11 protein-coding genes and 14 tRNA genes are annotated in these 20,745 nt (G+C 47.7%); 11 read left to right on the forward strand and 14 right to left on the reverse strand.

The window, feature by feature from the left end; translation table 11 throughout:
- Nucleotides 1–35: 35 nt before the first annotated feature.
- Nucleotides 36–2,186 (reverse strand): M3 family metallopeptidase, encoded by a 2,151-nt coding sequence (locus CBX96_RS08845; RefSeq protein ID WP_109286431.1) that lies wholly within the window; start codon nt 2,184–2,186, stop codon nt 36–38.
- Between the two features lie 170 nt (nt 2,187–2,356).
- Complete coding sequence (locus CBX96_RS08850; RefSeq protein WP_109286432.1) at nt 2,357–4,447, reverse strand: cytochrome c3 family protein; 2,091 nt, start codon at nt 4,445–4,447, stop codon at nt 2,357–2,359.
- Nucleotides 4,448–4,986: 539 nt separating this feature from the next.
- Between CBX96_RS08850 and CBX96_RS08855 the strand changes: the two genes are divergently transcribed.
- Together CBX96_RS08855 and CBX96_RS08860 are read left to right on the forward strand one after the other, a co-directional pair.
- Nucleotides 4,987–5,565, forward strand: a complete 579-nt coding sequence (locus CBX96_RS08855; RefSeq protein ID WP_011716478.1) for a thymidine kinase — start codon at nt 4,987–4,989, stop codon at nt 5,563–5,565.
- Between the two features lie 287 nt (nt 5,566–5,852).
- Nucleotides 5,853–8,924: a transglycosylase domain-containing protein gene (locus tag CBX96_RS08860; protein WP_109286433.1), complete on the forward strand. Its 3,072-nt coding sequence runs from the start codon at nt 5,853–5,855 to the stop codon at nt 8,922–8,924.
- 127 nt (nt 8,925–9,051) lie between these two features.
- Here CBX96_RS08860 and CBX96_RS08865 read toward each other — a convergent pair whose 3' ends face one another.
- The 12 genes from CBX96_RS08865 to CBX96_RS08920 all read right to left on the reverse strand — a co-directional run bounded on the left by CBX96_RS08865 (nt 9,052) and on the right by CBX96_RS08920 (nt 16,861).
- On the reverse strand, nt 9,052–10,431 hold the full coding sequence (locus tag CBX96_RS08865) for a sigma-54 dependent transcriptional regulator (RefSeq protein WP_109286434.1): 1,380 nt from the start codon (nt 10,429–10,431) through the stop codon (nt 9,052–9,054).
- Nucleotides 10,428–12,239, reverse strand: coding sequence for an ATP-binding protein (locus CBX96_RS08870; RefSeq protein ID WP_109286435.1), 1,812 nt, complete (start codon nt 12,237–12,239; stop codon nt 10,428–10,430). The genes CBX96_RS08865 and CBX96_RS08870 overlap by 4 nt, the downstream gene beginning before the upstream one ends.
- Before the next feature lie 99 nt (nt 12,240–12,338).
- The gene (locus CBX96_RS08875) at nt 12,339–13,736 is read right to left on the reverse strand and encodes a TRAP transporter large permease (RefSeq protein WP_109286436.1); all 1,398 of its coding nucleotides are present in this window, start codon (nt 13,734–13,736) and stop codon (nt 12,339–12,341) included.
- Complete coding sequence (locus tag CBX96_RS08880) at nt 13,736–14,380, reverse strand: TRAP transporter small permease (protein ID WP_011622146.1); 645 nt, start codon at nt 14,378–14,380, stop codon at nt 13,736–13,738. Before CBX96_RS08880 ends, CBX96_RS08875 begins: the two co-directional genes overlap by 1 nt.
- A 62-nt stretch (nt 14,381–14,442) precedes the next feature.
- Nucleotides 14,443–15,465 carry a TRAP transporter substrate-binding protein gene (locus CBX96_RS08885; protein ID WP_109286437.1) on the reverse strand — a complete coding sequence of 341 codons (1,023 nt, stop codon included), beginning with the start codon at nt 15,463–15,465 and terminating at the stop codon, nt 14,443–14,445.
- A 394-nt stretch (nt 15,466–15,859) separates the two neighbouring features.
- Complete coding sequence (locus CBX96_RS08890) at nt 15,860–16,090, reverse strand: hypothetical protein (protein ID WP_011073026.1); 231 nt, start codon at nt 16,088–16,090, stop codon at nt 15,860–15,862.
- A 144-nt stretch (nt 16,091–16,234) separates the two neighbouring features.
- Nucleotides 16,235–16,310: transfer RNA gene (locus CBX96_RS08895), tRNA-Val, on the reverse strand.
- Nucleotides 16,311–16,335: 25 nt separating this feature from the next.
- Nucleotides 16,336–16,411: transfer RNA gene (locus tag CBX96_RS08900), tRNA-Val, on the reverse strand.
- Nucleotides 16,412–16,436: 25 nt separating this feature from the next.
- Nucleotides 16,437–16,512: transfer RNA gene (locus tag CBX96_RS08905), tRNA-Val, on the reverse strand.
- 41 nt (nt 16,513–16,553) lie between these two features.
- Nucleotides 16,554–16,629: transfer RNA gene (locus CBX96_RS08910), tRNA-Val, on the reverse strand.
- Between the two features lie 32 nt (nt 16,630–16,661).
- Nucleotides 16,662–16,737: transfer RNA gene (locus tag CBX96_RS08915), tRNA-Val, on the reverse strand.
- Nucleotides 16,738–16,785: 48 nt separating this feature from the next.
- Nucleotides 16,786–16,861, reverse strand: a tRNA-Val gene (locus tag CBX96_RS08920).
- Between the two features lie 599 nt (nt 16,862–17,460).
- On the opposite strand from CBX96_RS08920, the gene gltX reads away from it, so the two are divergent.
- From gltX to CBX96_RS08965, 9 genes are all read left to right on the forward strand, one after another.
- On the forward strand, nt 17,461–18,870 hold the full coding sequence (gene gltX / locus CBX96_RS08925; protein ID WP_109286438.1) for a glutamate--tRNA ligase: 1,410 nt from the start codon (nt 17,461–17,463) through the stop codon (nt 18,868–18,870).
- Nucleotides 18,871–18,974: 104 nt separating this feature from the next.
- Nucleotides 18,975–19,050 (forward strand) — tRNA-Ala (locus tag CBX96_RS08930).
- A 67-nt stretch (nt 19,051–19,117) separates the two neighbouring features.
- Nucleotides 19,118–19,193: transfer RNA gene (locus CBX96_RS08935), tRNA-Glu, on the forward strand.
- A gap of 107 nt (nt 19,194–19,300) precedes the next feature.
- Nucleotides 19,301–19,376 (forward strand) — tRNA-Ala (locus tag CBX96_RS08940).
- Nucleotides 19,377–19,440: 64 nt separating this feature from the next.
- Nucleotides 19,441–19,516: transfer RNA gene (locus CBX96_RS08945), tRNA-Glu, on the forward strand.
- 180 nt (nt 19,517–19,696) lie between these two features.
- Nucleotides 19,697–19,772 (forward strand) — tRNA-Glu (locus CBX96_RS08950).
- A 78-nt stretch (nt 19,773–19,850) separates the two neighbouring features.
- Nucleotides 19,851–19,926, forward strand: a tRNA-Glu gene (locus CBX96_RS08955).
- Between the two features lie 180 nt (nt 19,927–20,106).
- A tRNA-Glu gene (locus CBX96_RS08960) sits at nt 20,107–20,182 on the forward strand.
- Nucleotides 20,183–20,362: 180 nt separating this feature from the next.
- A tRNA-Glu gene (locus tag CBX96_RS08965) sits at nt 20,363–20,438 on the forward strand.
- Nucleotides 20,439–20,745 lie beyond the last annotated feature (307 nt).

Here is a 20,745-nt window from a genome sequence, read left to right on the forward strand (position 1 = left end):
TGCTGGCTGATTTTTTATCTATCATACATCCCAAATTACAGGGCGGTGTTGAGTCCACGGCGGTTCAATAACCCTTCGGTGGTAGGCTCTTGACCACGGAAGTTTTTGTAAGCTTCCATTGGTGCAATGCTGTTGCCCACTTCGCGAATGGTCTTGCGGTATTTCATGCCGATTTCACGGTTTAAGCCACCTTGAGTTTGCACGTAAGCGTAGGCATCTGCCGCTAAAATCTCACTCCACATGTAAGCGTAGTAACTTGCTGAGTAACCACCCGGGAAGGCGTGGGCAAAGTAAGTTGACTTATAACGTGGTGGTACGGCGGTGATATTTAAGCCATGTTTTTTCAGCGCATTGGCTTCAAATGTCGCCACATCTTGCAGTGGGGCATCAGGGCTTAATGAGTGCCATTCCATGTCGACGAGCGCCGCAGCCATATACTCTAAGGTATCGAAGCCTTGGTTAAAGCTGCCGGATTTGAGCAGTTTTTGCAGCAAATCATCGGGAATTGGCTTACCAGTTTCGTAGTGTTTGGCGTAGTTGGCTAATACTTTAGGGTGGGCTGCCCAGTCTTCTTCGAAGGTTGATGGGAATTCCACAAAGTCACGGGAGACAGAAGTACCCGCCAAGCTTGGGTAAGTCACCTTAGAGAACATTCCGTGGGTACCGTGGCCCATTTCGTGGAACATAGTGGTGACTTCGTTATAGCTGACGAAGGTCGGTTGTCCTTCTGGTGCCTTCTTAATGTTCATCACGTTGACCACGACAGGCTTAGTGCCTTCGAGGAAAGATTGACCCACGAACGAGCTCATCCATGCGCCGCCGCGTTTGCCTTCACGGGCAAAATAGTCGGCGTAGAAAATCGCCATGCTTGAACCATCGGCATCAAACATTTCGTAGGCTTTCACATCCGGGTGGTACACGGGTAAATCTGGGCGCGGCTTTAAGGTGACGCCATAGAGTTCTTTGAGGGTGTAGAACACGCCGTCTTCGAGTACGCGGTTAAATTCGAAATAAGGGCGAATGCTATTGGCATCGAGGGCATATTTCTCTTGGCGAACCTTCTCGGCGTAGAATTCCCAGTCCCATGGCGCGAGTTCAAACTTACCGCCAGTCTTGTCGATCATCGCTTGGATATCGGCCGCTTCTTTCTCGGTATTGGCGACGACGGCAGGCACCATTGAACCAAACATGTTGTATACCGCTTCAGGCGTTTTCGCCATTTGTGGTGCGAGGCGATAGCTAGCCCAGTTTTCATAACCTAATAGGGCGGCACGCTCGGCACGTAATTGCGCAAGGCGAGACACTAAAGAGGCCGTTTCGTTTTCACCCGTTAAGCCACGGTTTGCCGAGGCTTCCCAAATGCGTTGGCGCAGTTCACGGTTCTCTAAAGAGGCGAGCACCGGCTGGCGAGTGGTGTTGGTGATGTTGATTAGGTACTTACCTTCGTGGCCTGCGGCCTTGGCATCGTTTGCTGCCGAGGTGATTTCGCTGTCAGTCAGGCCGGCCAGTTGTTCTTTGTTATCGACAACGATGGCGATTTCTTTGGTTAAGCGCAGTAAACGTTGTGAGAACTCGTTGGTCAGTGTCGATTGCTCTTCGTTCAGCGCGCGGATCTTCACTTTCTGCTCATCGGTCAGTTTAGCGCCGGCCATGATAAAGCGTTGGTGATACACCTCAACCAAACGAACCGCTTCAGGCGTTAAGCCTAAGTTATTGCGGTCGTTATAAATGGTTTCAATACGGGCGAATAGTGCTGGATTGAGGTTGATGTTATCCGAGTGAGCCGCCATTTTGGGCGCCATCTCACCTTGGATTTTACGCAGGGCTGGATTGCTGTTTGAACCTGCGAGGTTATAAAACACGCTCGATGCACGGGTCAGCAGGGCACCGCTTTTTTCCATGGCGACAATCGTGTTGTCGAAGGTTGGGGCGTCAGGATTGTTGGCAATGGCCAAAATCTCTTGATAATGCTCTTTAATGCCTTGCTCTAATGCGGGCTGAAAATGCTCATCTTTAATGACACTGAAATCAGGTGCTTGGTATTGCAGCGTGCTGGCTTGGAACAGAGGATTTTGGGCTTGAACTGCGGTCACATTCGTCGCTTTAGTCTCTTGAGTGCTGCAGCCTGCGAGTGCGCCTGTCATCAAAGTGGCGCCAATGGCGATGGCTATAAAACTTTTACGCATAGTTGAGTGATTTCCTTAGAATTGTAGTTTTTTGTGACTCTAGCGTTACTAACTTAAATAGGACTGAAAACCTATGGGGTGAAGTTGTAAGTAAAAGTAAACAAAAAAGCGCCCTACAACCGTAGGGCGCTTGAACTATTTTCTTGCAGGGAAAATAGCGGGACGACTAGTTATTTACGGGTAAAGTTATGGTACTTGTCGATACCAGAGCTGCTACCTGTGTTGTGGCACACGGCACAAGATTCACCCGTAGGTTGCTTGAACCAATCGCCAGTGGCTGGCACGCTGATCTCGCCACCGTTGCTCACCATGTGAGCTTTGACTGCATCGCCAGTATGGCAGGCATAACAGTTAGCAGTAACAGGGCTGGTCATCTTGCTGCCGGGTTCAAGAATGTATTGATTTGGCACTTTGTTTAAATCAATAGCGGTTTCGTGACAGGCAACACAGCTAGTGACTGGGTTGATAGCGCCTGCGCCGTTCGCTGTCTTGGCTTGGGTGCCGTCGGCCTTCATCTCACCAACATTTGCACCATTACCCCAGTGCCAGCTGTGGATCATAGGACCAAAACCTGCACCCAGTGTGGCCGAAGTCCGCGCCATACCGTTATCGTGACAGGCAATACAACCGTTACCGCCTTGGTCGAATGCACCGTTTTTGTGGAAGGCGGTGGCATCGTTATGGCAAGTCGTACAGCTGTTATCGCTGATCACAGTGCGACGCTCAAAACCAGATACTTTCTCAGCGCTTACTGGATTAACTACATCTGAGTAGGCGGTGAAAGAAACACCCATTGAACCGTCATAACCGTTGGCTCTGAGGTTACCATTGCTTTGATAGCGTTGATTACCGTCGTATTCCATCCAGCCTGCGGTGCTGAAGGTGACCCGTGCAGAGTAAGCATAGTTAGCATTCACTGCGCTGATATCCGTCAGTAGGTGACAGATATTCTTAGTACCATCTGTGTTGTAACCATAGTAATAGTTTGTACGGTTACCTGGGCGGCCTACTAAGGTATTGTTGTCATAGGCATGCAGATAGGCACCAGCGTAGACAATCGGCTTCTTGGTATCAAATACCAGAGGATCTGAATAGTTGAAGTTATCTTTAATGCTAAAGATGTTGCCGTCAGTGTCTTTCACTGTGATGGTGGTACACCAACCGGGTTCCACTTTCGCTACGCTTGAGCCATCGGGCGCATAGTGGTCGGTTAAGGTGGAAATATCATCCACTTTAACGGGGGTTGAGAGTGTTACTTGGTACTTAGCGCGGATAGCTTGACGCTCGGTAATGCCTTCTTTGCCTTCATGCATTGGCCGTACATCGGCACCGTTACTTGGCACAATCGCACCTGGTACGCCGCCAGTGTTGTGGCAGTCGATACAACCAGGGCCTGAAACGCTGATATTGGTTGGCGCTTCAACGTGGCAAGAAGTACAGTTCATCACGCTGAAATCTTTAGTGAATTTCTGGTGATTAATGTGGCCAATTTTAGACAGTGTATTGGTGGCGTAACCGCCGATAGAGAAGCCTTCAGCATTTTTCGCGCCGCGACTCACCGAGCCGTGACAGACTAAACAGCCTTCAACGAAAGTGACTTCGCTGTCCATACCTGTAGCGACATAGCTAGCATGGCGACGTGGGCTAGTGGCGTAATCGACGTGACAAGCATAGCAACTGTCGGTGGTGGTTGAATGCGTGCCTTCAGGCTTATTCACTACCATTGGCGCAGAGCGCGCAATACCGCTTTCGCTGTTACCGCCGACTCTGAGCCAGACGATGCCTTCAGTACTGGCGTTGACACCTTTCATTGGAGCTTTAAAGCTGTAATGACCATCGCCTAGCGACTTGATTTCAGCGCCTTCAGTGGCTTGAGTTGCAGCGCCGCCGATATGCACGTTGTCGGCGACATTGTTAATGTCGGCTTCGTCGCGGTTATTGATAAAGCCTTTGTCGGTTAAGGCGGCAACTTTGGCTTCGGCATTTAACAGGCCATTGACTAAGTTGCCGTTTTCGTCGGTGACTTCAAATTCATAGGTGATACTGCCTTCGTCAAAGCTGTAGCCCAGTACTTTAACATTGGTCACTAGCGAGCTTGTAACTGGTGGTGGCGTCCATGGGTCTCCGGGTTTACCGGGTTGACCTGGATCGCCGGGTTGGCCTGGTGCGCCGTCTTTACCATCACTGCCACAGCCTGCTAGAGCGCCTGTTAGGGCGATTGCTACTAGGTATGCCAGTTTTTTAGATGTGAATATTCTCATCATAATCTCCATTTAATCCAATACGCATTTAAAGGCACGGATTGCAGCACTAAAGTTTGCAGGGGAGATTAGTGCTTTGAGCCGCTGATTTAATTTGCAAGCGTTCGAATAACTTTTTTTGTTTTTGTGAGTACATTTGTCTCGAGCAAATAGTACGGATAATGGGATGTTTGTTTTTTGAACCAAACCGCATTTGAGCCTATATCTTTGGAGGTGGATCTCAATTTTAAATATTTGTTAATGTGTTTTTTCTTATGTAAAACAATATTTAAGGTTAAATTAAGCTTATTGTAACAATTGGGCTGTGGCAGGGTTTGTTTGATGACTATTTTCTGTTTTGGACGGAAATACGAACAATCACGCTAAACCGAGGTGGAAGATCGCGTTGGTTTAATACCCGTTCGTGATAGTCAGATTGGGATTTCAGTAGAAAAGCTGAGATTGGCCTAGTGTGTTAGAGGGTGGCGCAATGGTAAACTAGGCGCAATAAGCTCTGGCAACAGAGAAACAATAAATTTAAGTTAAAAAAGGGATTCGTTTTGGCGCAATTGTATTTTTACTATTCAGCAATGAATGCGGGTAAATCCACCTCTCTATTACAATCTTCCTATAACTACCGCGAGCGCGGCATGAATACCCTAGTGATGACGGCCTCTATCGACGACAGATACGGTAAAGGTAAGGTGGCATCGCGTATTGGTATTGAAACCGATGCCCAGGTATTTAGCAGCCACGACAATCTGATAGACATGATCACCACGGCGCACCAACAGAATCATTTGAGCTGTGTGCTGGTGGACGAGTGCCAATTCTTAAGCAAAGAGCAAGTTAAACAACTTACTTATGTTGTTGATAAAATTGATATCCCAGTTTTGTGCTATGGTTTACGTACCGACTTCCAAGGTGAACTCTTCACTGGCAGTCATTATTTGTTGGCATGGGCCGATAAGTTAGTTGAACTGAAAACCATTTGTCACTGTGGACGCAAAGCCAATATGGTGGTGCGTCTTGATGGTGAAGGTAAAGTGATGCGCGAAGGTGAGCAGGTGGCAATCGGCGGTAATGAAAGTTACGAATCGGTTTGCCGTAAGCATTTTCGTGAGTTTATTTGGGATTGATTGAAGCCTCAAGCGCGGTTAGCACTTGCGATAAGCAGCTAAGTATTTTTGCGCTAACCACTTTGAGGTGCGCTGCCAACTCATTAAAATACGGTGAGATCTAACAAGAAACGCAATGATCCTGTGTTGTTAGATCTTGCTCAATGAAGGCAAAGGAATGTATTTGCAGACTCATGCACAGTGGACGAACTTAAGTGTGAGTTTTGCCCTGATACTGGATGTGTTGAGCATAGGTTGGGAACTTTCCCACGTAGAAAGGATTTGTTAAGTGATTTTTGGGAGCCGTTTTGCCTAATTCTACGCAAGAAATGCAATTCGAAAATTATCGTCCTCGTCCGCCACAACCCGAACCTAAGGCTAAGCGTCAGCGCAAGCCGAGATCTAAGGGGCGTGTCTGGTTCCTGTTTTTTATTCTGATTATCTGTGTGGCGATTTTAATTGGCCAGGAGGTTAAAACCTCTTATTTCCAGTCTAAGTATGTTCATCAATATGCGAAGACCTTGACCTATGAGCTGAAAAATCAGCCCACTCAGTCAATTATCTATCCAAGTTACGGTCCCTTCGATGAACGTCACGGCTACAGTAAGTTGCCCCAGTACATAGATAGATTGCTACAGCGTAATTTCCAGGTGACGCAGCAAGTGGAGTTTTCCCCTGCGCTACAGGAATACGCCCAGATGGGCTTTTTCCCGCCGTACCATGAGAAGGCGCAGTCGGGGTTAGCGCTGCTGGATTGTCGCAATACCGATCTGTACGAGTTTACTTATCCTAAACGTGTGTACCAGGATGACGATAAAATCCCCAATGAAATCGTCAATACCTTGTTATTTATTGAAAACCGAGAGCTGTGGACGACTGAGCCTAAACTTAATCCTGTGATCGACTGGCCACGTTTTATTGTGGCGGGGATGAGCCAAATCGCTGAAATGGTGGGGATGAATGTCTCTACAGCTGGTGGCAGTACGTTGGCGACACAAATTGAGAAGTTCCGCCATTCCTCCCAAGGGTTAACCCTAAGCATCAAGGATAAACTGCTGCAAATTGGCTCGGCCACAGTGCGGGTTTATCAGCAAGGTGAAATAACTGAGCCTGCCCGTAAGCGCATTATTCAAGACTATTTAAACACTGTACCTTTATCCTCCGCGCCTAACCATGGTGAAGTACACGGTATTGGAGATGGTCTATGGGCCTGGTTTGGTACGGATTTCGATACGGCGAACCAACTGTTAGCTTCGCCGCAAATCAAAGCCAATGCCGCTAAGCGTGGTCAAGTGTTCCGTCAAGTGGTGGCCTTGATGATTGCCCAGCGCCGTCCTTCCTATTATCTACTGCAGGGGCACGAGGACTTAGAGGAACTGGTCGACAGCCATATCCGTTTGCTCGGTCAATATTACTTGATTGACCGACCGCTGAGGGATGCCGCGCTTGCTCAAAAGTTGCAGTTTAAAGTCGCCAAGCCTCAACGTAATACCCAGTCGGGTTCCGATAAGGGCGTTAACAGCATCCGTATTCGTACCGCGGGGATGTTAAATGTCGGTCTGTATGATTTAGACCGCCTCGATTTAACCGTGAATAGCAGTTTGCACAGCGACCTGCAGCAGCAAGTGAGTCAATACTTACGCAGCCTCGGGCAAGCCGCTACGGCCGAGAAAGTCGGTCTCTTAGGTGAGCGCTTACTTGAGCCAAGCCAGCTACAAAATGTGCTTTATAGCTTCACTCTTTATGAAAAAACCGCAACGGCTAACCGCGTACGGGTGCAAACCGACAGCACCGACCAACCGTTCGATATTAACGAGGGCAGTAAGTTAGAGCTGGGCTCGACGGCCAAACTCAGGGTACTGGCGACGTACCTTGAGATCATTGCCGAGATCCACGACAAATACTCGAAGAAACATGGTATTGAGTTGGAATCAATTGAGATTGAACCCCGCGATCATCTCACTCGCTGGGCGATTGACTACTTGATTGTGAACCCAGATAGACGTCTCGACCGTATGTTGAATGCGGCGCTGCAACGGGAATACTCAGCCTCACCGAACGAGCAATTCTTTACGGGTGGTGGTTTGCATGTGTTTAACAACTTTAAAAAGACAGAAGATTTTAAAGTGCCGACCATGTACGAGGCGTTGCAAAACTCTATCAACTTACCTTTCGTACGTTTGATGCGAGACATAGTCAACTACAGCAGCAGTATGCAAAACGAAGGCAATATGGCGCGCCTGCTGCGTAATGATAAAGATCCTCGCCGCGAGGAATATCTGCGGGTGTTTGCCGACCGCGAGGGCAATACCTTCGTGAATAAGTTCTACCGTAAATATAAGAAAGTGGCGCCCAATGAGCGTTTAGCGCTGTTTTTTGATGGTCAAACCCAAGCGGAGCAGCAACTGACCGCGGCTTACCGTTACTTGCAACCCTATGAGTCCATCGCTTCGTTTAAGGCCTTCTTGCAGCAGCGTTTGCCACAAAACAATTACACGGATAAGCGGATTAAAGAGCTGTATAACAAGTACGGCCCTGAAAAATATAATCTGCCTGATCAAGGTTATATCGCGCGGGTGCACCCACTTGAACTCTGGGTACTCGATTACTTGAATCAACATCCCGAGGCCAACCTCAATGATGTGAAAGAGGCGAGTAAGGATGAGCGTCAGGAAGTGTATCGCTGGCTGTTCAGAACGCGCCATAAAAACGCGCGTGATGTGCGGGTACAGGTAATGCTCGAAGTGGAGGCTTTCCTCGACATTCATCAGCGTTGGGCGCGTTTAGGTTATCCCTTTGAATCTATGGTGCCTTCTTTAGGTTCGGCGCTGGGCAGTTCGGGAGACAGACCCGCGGCGCTTGCGGAATTGATGGGGATTATCCAAAACGATGGTTACCGATTACCGACGGTGCGGATCAATCAGTTGCACTTTGCCGAAGATACGCCCTATGAAGTACGGCTCGATAACCAAAATAGCCAAGGTGAGCGAGTGATGCGACACGAAGTCGCTCAGGCCCTAAAGGCTGCGCTGGCTAACGTGGTTGAAAACGGTACCGCAAGACGTCTTAAAGGCATCTTTACCGACGATAATGGCGCCATGTTGGCTATCGGCGGTAAAACCGGTACGGGTGATAACCGTATCGTGACCCAGATGCAGCAGGGCCGCAAAGTGGCTACCACGGCAATGAACCGTACCGCGACGTTTGTGTTCTATTTAGGGGATAACTACTTCGGCACCTTAACCGCCTTTGTGCCGGGCAGTAAGTCGGACGATTTTAGTTTTACCTCGGCACTGCCATTACAAGTGATGAAGGGCATGATGCCTATTCTCGCGCCCTATGTGAAATCCTCGAAGGGCATGTGTGTGCGGGATGAGTAATGACTCACTTATTTTGCGATATGGTTTTTGATACATAAGCATTGTAATGCTAGCTTGAGCTTCCCTAGATAAAACTAACCCCGCAGCCGAGTTACGGTTTGCGGGGTTTTTATTGGTACCGACAGGCTTACTCGTCAGCGTTGATATATTGCTTGCGGTCTAAATCGTATTTACGCATCTTGTCGTATAAGGTTTTGCGGGGCAGTTCGAGTTGCTCCATGGTTTGCTTAATGCTGCCCTTGTTATGACTTAAGGCTTCTTCTATCAATACCCGCTCAAAAAACTCGACCCGTTGCAGCAGTGACATACTGGTATGTAGACTGGGCGCGTTGCCTAAGGTGCCAGCGAAGGCGGCTTCGCCACCGAGTAACACATAACGTTCGGCCAGATTTCGCAGCTCACGCACATTACCCGGCCAGTCGTGGGAGGTGAGGATAGCATTCTGCTCGGCATTGAGGGCAATTAAGGCCTTGTGATAGCGCGCCGAGGCCATACGGGCAAAATGTAAGAATAATAAGGGAATATCTTCCCGGCGATCCCTGAGTGGTGGAATGGGCACTGTCACTAGATTCAAGCGATAGAGCAAGTCTTGGCGAAACTCTCCGGTGTCGCACAGGGACTTTAAATCCACCTTAGTGGCGGCAATCACTCGAATATCCAAATGAATGCTTTTATTGGAGCCTAGGCGTTCGACCTTACGATCTTCGAGCACCCGCAGCAGTTTGACCTGTAACGACAGCGGCGTACTCTCGATTTCATCTAAAAAGAGTGTGCCGCCATTGGCGTATTCAAACTTACCGACACGCAGTTTATCGACCCCGGTAAAGGCACCAGCTTCGGCGCCAAATAGCTCGCTCTCAATCAAGTTTTCGGGAATCGCACCGCAGTTAATCGCCACAAAGTTGGCTTGATTGCGACTGCTGTGGTCGTGCAGATAGCGGGCGACCAATTCCTTACCTGTACCGGTTTCACCTTCAATAAGCACATCGGCGGGGGTGTCGATCACTTGGTCTATGATGTGACGCATACGCAAAATGCCGACACTGTGGCCTAATATCCTTGGGCCTGGTACGTTATGGCTTTCTAGCTCTTTCTTTAATTTACGGTTCTCTAGGGTGAGGCTGCGTTTATCTAAGGCGCGCTTCACCACGTCTAGCATGTGTTCGTTGTTAAAGGGTTTTTCGAGAAAATCGTAGGCCCCTTGTTTTAACGCATTGACCGCCATGGCGATATCACCAAAACCTGTGAGCAGCACCACGGGTAAATCGGGATCCTGCTGACGAATTTGCTGCATCAAACTGATGCCATCGAGCTGCGGCATATTCACATCGGAAATCACCACGCCCGCCCAGTCTCTGTCGAGTAATTTGGCGATCCCTTTAGGATCGGTAGTGGCGAAGGCTTTAATGCCTTCCAGCTCAAAAAGCTGCACGAGCACTGTGCCTATATGGGGCTCATCGTCGATGATCAGTACGCTATAGTCTTGAATTGAATTGGGCAGACTCATGATGACTGACGTTCCTCGGCTAAATAAATCGGTAAAATAATTTGGAAAATGGCGCCGCCGTCCTCGGCATTGGCAACATTAATTTGCCCCTGCATGGACTCGATAATGCGCTGGGAAATGGATAACCCGAGTCCAAGCCCTGTACGTTCGCTGGTGGTGAAATAGGGCTCAAAAATTTTCTCCATTTGGCTCTCGCGCACTCCTGGGCCCGAGTCCTGAATACTGATACAGAACTTGTCCTGACAGTTTACCCTAATACTCAGTGTTCGTTTTGACGATTGCTGCATGGCAACAATTGCGTTGCTCATAATATTTACAAACACTTGTTGTAGTCTCACCTTATCCCCCCAGACCTGATATTGGCCTTCGGGGAGCAGCACATCGAGTTCAACCCCTTGTTTGTCGATTTCTGGCTGGACTATGGTCAGGGCTTGCTTGATACAACCCTTAAGGTCGGTGGCACTGTCATTGCCTTGGCTCTTGCGTGTAAAACTCTTAAATTGACCGACAATATCGGCTAATCGGTCGGTCAGCTCGATAATAATTTTAAGATTATCAGAGGCTTTATCCGGCATATTGCGGGCAAGAAAGGTTTGGGTATTTTGCGCGTAGCTGCGAAGGGCGGCTAAGGGTTGATTAAGTTCATGGTTGATACTGGCGGATAGGCTACCTATCACAGTCAACTTAGCCGCTTGAATGAGTTCATCCTGAGTGTCTTTGAGACGATTATTGGCCTGCTGCAGATCTTGGGTGCGCTCTTCCACCCTTTGCTCTAACAAACTCTGGGCGAGTTGCATTCGCTGTAGGTTGCGGCGACGTTCGCTGCTAAAGAGTAAACCTAAGGCGAGCAGTAAATAGATGGATGCCGATAACAGCATGAGCGCTGGCATAGACTCGAGCAGAGGTTTCATCGGCGCGAGAATATGCACTCGCCAGCCTGCTTTGGTCATTAAATGATGGGTATCCATGTATTGCGCCTGGCTGTTGCCTGAGCGAATTTGATAGATATGACCATTACTCAGGCTGTCTTCTTGGTATTGGGGTTTAATCAGTAATTCACCAATTGGCCGCTCGGCGTAACGTTTTGAGGCGTTTAAGGCATATTGTTTCGCCTGAGTCAGCGGCGTAAGCGAGGCTAAGCGCCATTCATCGACACTGGAGATAAACACGATATCGTCAGGGTCGCTGATGAGGAATTGATACTGGCCCGCTATCGCAATACTGGTGCTTTGCTGCTCGATATCGGCGATATCCACTTTCACAATAATGGCACCCAGAATCCCCTTCGCGCCTTGCTGATAAATGGGGTAAGAAAAGTAAAAGCCGCGTTTATCCGAACTGGTGCCCACCGCATAGTAGCGGCCCAAATTGCCTGAAATCGCGTCGGTGTAATAGGGTCTGAAGGAATAGTCTTTGCCGATAAACGAAAAGCTCTGTTGCCAGTTGCTGGCGGCAATGGCAATACCGAGGGCGTCGATAAGATAAATATCGGATGCTTCAGTCACATGCTGAATTTCTTCCAAGTACAGGTTAAGTTCTTGTACTTTCTTGGGGTTTTGTTGATCGTTGAGCACATTGGCGAGCATGGGGTTGGTCGACAAAACATGGGGGATACTCTCGTAACGCGACAGCGCGCCATCGAGGAAGCTGACCAGCTCTTTGAGTTGTTTTTCTGATTGCTGTTGGATTTCAATTTTGCCCTGATAAAAGTGCACCCAGTAGGTTAATTTTAAGATGGCAAATAAGCCCGCAAGTAACACTATGGTCATTAAAAGACGTTGTTTGGCCTTGGGCGTCATGGGCAACATAGCAGGCGATCCTGATCCACACTGAATAAAACAAAGCGAGCCTGAGTAGGCTCGCTTAAAAACTATCTAGAATCAAGGAATAATCCTTATTCCTTGAGATTAATATCCGTTGAGCTTATCCAGAAATTCCGGCAAGAACAGGGAGATTTGTGGCACGTAGGTGATAAGTGCCAAGAAGGCTAACATCAGTGCTAACCACGGTAGTACGGATTGGATAACCCAGCCGATACTGCGGCCTGTGATCCCCGCTGTCACGAAGAGGTTAAGCCCCACTGGCGGCGTCAGCATACCAATCTCCATGTTCACCACCATGATGATACCTAAGTGAATAGGATCGATACCTAAGTGAGTGGCAATCGGGAACAAAATCGGCGCCATAATCAACACGATGGCCGATGGCTCCATAAAGTTACCCGCCGCTAACAGCAGTAAGTTGACAATGATTAAGAAGCCCCAAGCGGGTAAGCCCATGCCAACAATGTGTTCGGCAATAATATGGGGAATACGCTCAGTGGTCAGCACGTGGGCGAATAGCATAGCGTTGGCAATGATAAACAGCAGCATGATGCTGACTTTTGCCCCGTCGCGCACCACATGGCGAATTTCTTTGTCGATTGGGGTTTTAATCAGCCCGAGCACCATATGGCCTAAGTTACGGGCAATCGCGTTGGGGATGGGCTCATTAGGATTACGCCAAGCCACATTTTTCAATGGGCCGATATCGCGATAACCAAATACCGCAATGAAATAGGCATACATACAGGCTACGGCAGAGGCTTCGGTTGGACTGGCCACACCGCCGTAGATTGAACCTAACACGATAAGAATAAGCGCCAGACCACCTAAGGCTTTGGCACTGGAAATACCCAGTTGCTTAAAGCCGGGGAAGGGGCGTGATGGCAGATTTTTAAAACGGGCGACAATATAAATCACTATCATCAGCAGGAAGCCCATCATCAAACCTGGGATTAAGCCCGCCATAAACATTCTGGCTGCCGACACTTCCGTCGCCGCCGCATACACTAGCATTACGATTGAAGGTGGGATCAAAATCCCTAAGGTGCCAGAAGTGGTAATGACCCCGGCGGCAAATTTTTCGGGATAACCCGCTTTTACCATGCCGACGATCACAATCGAGCCAATGGCGGCCACAGTCGCGGGCGATGAGCCTGACACCGCGGCAAATAACATACAGGCCATCACTGAGGCCATGGCTAAACCACCACGGATGTGGCCGATACTGTCCATCGCAAAGTCGATGATCCGTCGTGCCACCCCTCCGGTTGACAGGAAGGCTGAGGACAGAATAAAGAAAGGGATCGCCAGCAGGGTATAGTGCTCTGACGATGACTCATAAAGTTTTAACGCCACAGAGGCGAGGGAATCGTTGGAGAAGAATAAAATCGTCAGCATGCTTGAGAAACCTAACGCAATCGCGATAGGCATACCTAAACACATACAGACGAGTAGGGCAGTAAAGAGGGTCGCAATGGCCATTACTTCGCTTCCTTGTTGTCTGTTTCTTGTTGTGCGTGCTGAGCAGCTTCATCAATTAAATGCATGCTTTCTTTCGCTTCATCGGCAAATTGGAATCCTGAGACTTGGTTGCGCAGGATGGCGATAAACAGTTCAAAGAAACGCCAAGTCAACATGCTAAAACCAATCAATAGAATGCTTTGGGATAACCAAATGGGCACAGCGCCGTCTTCGACATCAATCTTTAAGGTGTTCCAAGCAAAGTCGGGATCTAAGCTGTTTAACAGGAACTTAGGAAAGTGAATATCTTCCATCGGTACGCCGATTTGGTACATCTGTGACAGATATTCCCAGCTACCTTTTAAAAACAGTCCGCAATAAGCCAAGCAAATCAATGCCGTCACTAGGGAAGTGACCTTTTTAGCCTTAGGGGGCAGATTTTTTACAAACGCATCAACACCGATGTGAGCACCGACTTTCACCCCATAGGACATACCAAAGAGCACAAACCAACCACAGAGGGTTAAGGTCAGTTCTTGGATCCATAAAAAACCGGTATTGAAGAAAAACCGCGCCACGACCTCAGTGAACACTAAGAGTGTCATCAAGGTGATCAAGAGGTTGAGCACCCCTTCTTCAAAGTAACCAAAAATTCGCGATATCACAGCTGTACTCCCCTCGCTCAAATACCGCTTAACCCCAAATAGAGGTTAAGCGGTTTATTTCATTATTGTTTATTTGCAGCAACAGCGGCTTCAATCACATCTTTACCTACTTGGTCTTCAAATTTCGCCCAAACAGGTTTCATTACATCAATCCATTTTTGACGTTCTTCTGGTGTTAAGGTCACCAGTTGAGAACGTTTAGAATCAAGGATTAATTGCTTGTCTTCGTTATCTTTTTCAGCAGCGATCTTGTTACCTAAGGCGATAGACTCATCTAACGCTTCTTTGATCACTTTACGTTTATCCGCTGGTAAACCTTTCCAGAAGGCGTCAGAGGTTACGACCATGTAGTCCAGAACGCCGTGGTTACTTTCAGTAATATGGCTTTGAACTTCATAGAATTTTTGTGAGTAGGTGTTTGACCAAGTATTTTCTTGACCGTCGATCGCACGGGTTTGCAGCAGAGTGAACACTTCAGAGAAAGGTTTCTTCACTGGGATGGCGCCAACGGCATCAAACTGGGCAGCCAATACGTCAGATGCCATCACGCGGAATTTTAAGCCTTTAGCATCAGAAGGTTGTTTGAGTGGAGTGTTAGCAGAGAACTGCTTCATACCATTGTGCAGATAACCTAAACCGACAATCCCCTTACGGCTCATTGAGTTCAGCAGGGCTTGGCCGGCTTCACCTTGTTGGAAACGGTTTACTGCATCCATGTCATTGAACAGGAATGGCAGGTCGAAAACCTGTAGGCGCTTAGTGTAACGCTCAAATTTAGAGAGAGAAGGCGCTACAAATTGCACGTCGTTTAACAGAAGTGCCGCTAACTCGTTGTTATCCCCAAATAACTGTGAGTTAGGGAATACACTGACCGTATATTCACCAGGTAAACGTTGTTCAACTAATTCTTTAAATTTCAACGCCATTTGACCCTTTGGCGTGTTTTCAGCAACCACGTGGGAGAACTTGATTTCAACGGGCGCCGCAAACACGTTAAAGCTAGTCGCAAACACTGAGGCCAGCGCCAGCATTTTTGCGACGGTTTTTAATGGACGTGTAATACCCATCTGTTGATTCAATGTCATTTTTGAGTTCCTTTTTCTGTTGTTAGGATTTGTCCTCAGCCTTGGTTAGTTTGTTACCAAGTGTGAGTAGGAATACAGCCTTGATTTCCCTGAGGTCTGTCTTAATAAAGGCAAATACCACGCCAACTTACGATGTACTCTGTAAGTGTTTGGTTAATAAAGTGTAGTTCATTTGACGTTTGTCACACTTTTAGTTTTGTGGGTGAGATCTCGCTCACGTTGATTTTCGCTATGGGTGGAAATCCACCCAAACTGCATTTTGTGGGGTATGAGCAGAGGTTTTTAGCTTGATGATTAACTGAGCAAAATAAGTTGCTTTTAGATCAAAAGCTGTTTGAAAAATGACTGTGAAGCATGGGATAGCTGAGATGGCGAAGAGGAAGCAATGCGGGAGTCAGCCATGGTCTTCGCCAATTCGTTTAAGGATTTCATCGCTTGGGAGCAGCTCTAAATGTCCACGTTCATCGAAGTACCAGCCAGTAATAAAGCCTTTCTGGCGCATGCTGACCAGATTTTGCATGACTTCACGGGCTTCCCTTAGCGCGGTTTGTTCATCGCAGGCATGGGTATGTTTTAAATACGCTGCAATATTGGTGAGGGATGCAGATTGACTGACGCTGGCCATAGTGCTGATCTCCAAATATGCCTAAGGCAACAATCAGCAGCGTTTAAATGGAATTGAATACTGGGCTACAGGCTCAGTTAAGCAGATGCTGATTAAGATCAAGCATAGTTGAGTTGTGCTAGGGGTAAAGTTTTTGGGGGAATATGGTGGTCGCTACTGGGATCGAACCAGTGACCCCCTCCTTGTAAGGGAGGTGCTCTCCCGGCTGAGCTAAGCGACCCGGGGTAAATCAATACTGCAGAATATGGTGGTCGCTACTGGGATCGAACCAGTGACCCCCTCCTTGTAAGGGAGGTGCTCTCCCGGCTGAGCTAAGCGACCCGGGGTAAATCAGTACTGAAGAATATGGTGGTCGCTACTGGGATCGAACCAGTGACCCCCTCCTTGTAAGGGAGGTGCTCTCCCGGCTGAGCTAAGCGACCGGAATTCTTTCAATACAAATTTTAATGTCATTCTAAAAATATGGTGGTCGCTACTGGGATCGAACCAGTGACCCCCTCCTTGTAAGGGAGGTGCTCTCCCGGCTGAGCTAAGCGACCGGAGAATGACGACACAGAGGATGAGAAGTATATGGTGGTCGCTACTGGGATCGAACCAGTGACCCCCTCCTTGTAAGGGAGGTGCTCTCCCGGCTGAGCTAAGCGACCCGGGCATATAACAACTTGTAAACCATGATTAAATTTGCATTTAACACATGGTGGTCGCTACTGGGATCGAACCAGTGACCCCCTCCTTGTAAGGGAGGTGCTCTCCCAGCTGAGCTAAGCGACCTCTGCTGTGTGGAGCCGTATTATAGGGAGGTTCGATCGAGTGTCAACGCTTTTTAATGAAAAAAGCGTTGGTCGCGCTATTTTTGCTCGGATTGCCGTAATGTTAATCACGCCATCATTCAAAGTGTTACTTTATTGGACAATTTAGCTGGTATTTTCATTTCAGGCTTTAGCGCTCATCTCGCCAATAAGTCAGCCAATCGCATCGTTAAGCGTTCTCTTTTGAGGGGTTGCGGCTTTTTTAGGCTGAAAAGTGTTCTCTTATACGGCTTAAATGATAAAGGAGTAGGGTGTAGCACCATTCTCTTCATCTATTTTGCTCAATCTCGATGGCATATTTCTAAATAGAGGTGCGTAACTTTGATCTAGTTTCGAATATATCGCTTTGGTTTTCGAGCGTTTGTTTTCCGATATGGGGCGCTGGATTCTCATCTTTATCAGAGCAATCTAAAGCGCTCACCTTTGGGCAGATACTTTGAGGGGATCTGCAATACCTGCACTAAGTGCCATTTGCAGCGCAGACTTAGGCTGCTAGAATAAGCCCACTTTTTACCGTGATTGTCTTTATCTAGACGACTTTATATAGGTTAGTGTCCCATTATGACAACTAAGACGCGTTTTGCCCCAAGCCCAACAGGCTTTTTGCACGTGGGCGGTGCCCGTACAGCTCTTTATTCTTGGTTACAAGCCCGTGCCAATAATGGTGAGTTTGTTTTACGTATCGAAGATACGGATATTGAACGTTCTACTCAGGCTGCATGCGATGCCATTTTAGAAGGCATGAACTGGTTAGGTCTGACGTGGGATGAGGGCCCGTACTATCAAACTAAGCGTTTTGATCGTTATAACGAAATCATCGCGCAGATGTTAGAGCAGGGCACAGCTTATAAATGTTATTGCTCGCGTGAACGTATCGATGCTTTAAGAGAAGCACAAGCGGCAAATGGCGAAGCACAAAAATACGATGGTTGCTGCCGTGACTTGCCGGCGCTTGACACTGACGAGCCTTTTGTTGTGCGTTTTAAAAACCCCATCGGCGGTTCAGTGGTATTTGATGACCATGTTCGTGGCCGTATCGAGTTTTCAAACGATGCATTAGATGATCTGATCATTGCCCGTACCGATGGCGTACCGACTTATAACTTCTGTGTGGTTGTTGACGATTGGGATATGGGTATTACCTGTGTGGTTCGTGGTGAAGATCATATCAACAACACGCCACGTCAAATCAACATCCTTAAAGCATTAGGCGCGCCTATTCCTGAATATGCCCACGTGTCGATGATTTTAGGGGATGACGGTGCCAAGTTGTCTAAGCGTCATGGTGCGGTAAGCGTAATGCAATACCGTGATGATGGTTACCTACCAGAAGCACTGCTTAACTACTTAGTTCGCTTAGGTTGGTCACATGGCGATCAAGAAGTCTTTTCTTTAGAAGAAATGAAGCAGCTCTTTAAGTTAGACGACATCAACAAAGCGCCTTCTGCCTTTAATACCGAAAAACTGGTTTGGTTAAACCAACACTATATTAAGACACTTGATCCTGAATATGTGGCTAGTCATTTACAGTGGCACATGGAAGATCAAAAGATTGATACCTCAAATGGCCCAGCTTTATCTGCGGTAGTGACTGCATTGGCTGAACGCGCTAAGACCTTAAAAGAGTTAGCCGCTTCTAGCCGCTACTTCTATGAAGACTTCGCAGAGTTCGATGCCGAGCAAGCGAAAAAGCACTTACGTGGTGTCGCGCTTGAGCCATTACAATTAGTGCAACAGAAACTGGCTGCATTAACTGAGTGGACTGTTGAAGCTATCCACCAAGCGATTGAAGCTACCGCGACCGAATTAGAAGTCGGTATGGGTAAAGTGGGTATGCCATTACGTGTCGCTGTGACAGGTGCAGGGCAGTCTCCAGGCTTAGATATCACCTTATTCTTAATAGGAAAGGTGCGTTCTGAGCAAAGAATATCCAAAGCGATTGAATTTGTAGCAGATAGAATAAATTCCTAAAAAACGAGTTGACACATTTAGGTGCGCTGCATAGAATGCGCCCCGTAGTTGAGACACAGACGAGCGAATGCTTGTGGTGCACTTAAATACAGCTTGATAAGTTTGGGGCTATAGCTCAGCTGGGAGAGCGCTTGCATGGCATGCAAGAGGTCGACGGTTCGATCCCGTCTAGCTCCACCAAACTTACCGCCGATATTAAGCGGGATAAGCATTAGTAATAATGCGAGTCAAATTAATATGTCCTTGTGTCCCCTTCGTCTAGAGGCCTAGGACACCGCCCTTTCACGGCGGTAACAGGGGTTCGAATCCCCTAGGGGATACCACTATGTTTATCACATAGGGTTCCTAGCAAATGACTAACGAGTCGTTTGGTAAGAACAAATCCAGTTTCTGCGATATATACTGAATATCAGTCATGTCGAAAGAATTTGGGGCTATAGCTCAGCTGGGAGAGCGCTTGCATGGCATGCAAGAGGTCGACGGTTCGATCCCGTCTAGCTCCACCAAATTCGCCGTATTAAGCGAGAGCACTGTTAGTCATTAATAGTTTTCAAATTAATATGTCCTTGTGTCCCCTTCGTCTAGAGGCCTAGGACACCGCCCTTTCACGGCGGTAACAGGGGTTCGAATCCCCTAGGGGATACCACTCTATCCCTTAAAGATAGGGTGCTATCACAAATGACTAGCGAGTGATTTGTGAGTTAACCGTCATACCTCAGTGATGAGGCTAAACATCGGTCCTTGTGTCTCCTTCTGTTCTTCGAAGTGCGCCTAGGACACCGCCAATGTTAAGCGGGAATGAAAATTCAAATTAATATGTCCTTGTGTCCCCTTCGTCTAGAGGCCTAGGACACCGCCCTTTCACGGCGGTAACAGGGGTTCGAATCCCCTAGGGGATACCACTTTCATCCCAAATGACTAACGAGTTATTTGAGATAAATAGCAAGACCTCAGTTATGAGGAAAAACATAAGTCCTTGTGTCCCCTTCGTCTAGAGGCCTAGGACACCGCCCTTTCACGGCGGTAACAGGGGTTCGAATCCCCTAGGGGATACCACTCTATCCCTTAAAGATAGGGTGCTATCACAAATGACTAACGAGTGATTTGTGAGTTAACAGTAATACCTCAGTGATGAGGTTAAACATCAGTCCTTGTGTCTCCTTCTATTCTTAGAAGTGCGCCTAGGACACCGCCAATGTTAAGCGGGAATGAAAATTCAAATTAATATGTCCTTGTGTCCCCTTCGTCTAGAGGCCTAGGACACCGCCCTTTCACGGCGGTAACAGGGGTTCGAATCCCCTAGGGGATACCACTCTATCCCATAAAGATAGGGTGCTATCACAAATGACTAGCGAGTGATTTGTGAGTTAACAGTAAGACCTCCGTGATGAGGCTAAACATCGGTCCTTGTGTCTCCTTCTGTTCTTAGAAGTGCGCCTAGGATACCGCCAATGTTAAGCGGGGATGAAAATTCGAATTAATATGTCCTTGTGTCCCCTTCGTCTAGAGGCCTAGGACACCGCCCTTTCACGGCGGTAACAGGGGTTCGAATCCCCTAGGGGATACCACCTCAACTAAGATTAATCGCTAATGTTAGTTGAGAACAATAAGCCACCTTTAGGTGGTTTTTTTGTATCTAAAATTCGCTATCCTGCCATAAGCCATAAGCCATAAGCCATAAGCCATAAGCCATAAGCCATAAGCCATAAGCCATAAGCCATAAGCCAATTCTATTGAGATAGTCTCAGTTTATTGTCATCCCAAAACCACCGCCTCTGGCGGTGGTGATTGTCCCTTAAGGCTATAGCCTGAATAACGCCCATGTTAAAAGAGACCTTCTTATTCACCACAAGTAAGAGGAAACGAGAAACATGG

Source organism: Shewanella sp. BC20 (assembly GCF_003129585.1).
Taxonomy (GTDB): domain Bacteria; phylum Pseudomonadota; class Gammaproteobacteria; order Enterobacterales; family Shewanellaceae; genus Shewanella; species Shewanella seohaensis.

Coding starts and splice junctions, on each gene's coding strand:
- CBX96_RS08845 (WP_109286431.1), bottom strand. CDS start 2,186: ATGCGTAAAAGTTTTATAGCCATCGCCATTGGCGCCACTTTGATGACA.
- CBX96_RS08850 (WP_109286432.1), bottom strand. CDS start 4,447: ATGAGAATATTCACATCTAAAAAACTGGCATACCTAGTAGCAATCGCC.
- CBX96_RS08865 (WP_109286434.1), bottom strand. CDS start 10,431: ATGAGTCTGCCCAATTCAATTCAAGACTATAGCGTACTGATCATCGAC.
- CBX96_RS08870 (WP_109286435.1), bottom strand. CDS start 12,239: ATGTTGCCCATGACGCCCAAGGCCAAACAACGTCTTTTAATGACCATA.
- CBX96_RS08875 (WP_109286436.1), bottom strand. CDS start 13,736: ATGGCCATTGCGACCCTCTTTACTGCCCTACTCGTCTGTATGTGTTTA.
- CBX96_RS08885 (WP_109286437.1), bottom strand. CDS start 15,465: ATGACATTGAATCAACAGATGGGTATTACACGTCCATTAAAAACCGTC.
- CBX96_RS08890 (WP_011073026.1), bottom strand. CDS start 16,090: ATGGCCAGCGTCAGTCAATCTGCATCCCTCACCAATATTGCAGCGTAT.
- gltX (WP_109286438.1), top strand. CDS start 17,461: ATGACAACTAAGACGCGTTTTGCCCCAAGCCCAACAGGCTTTTTGCAC.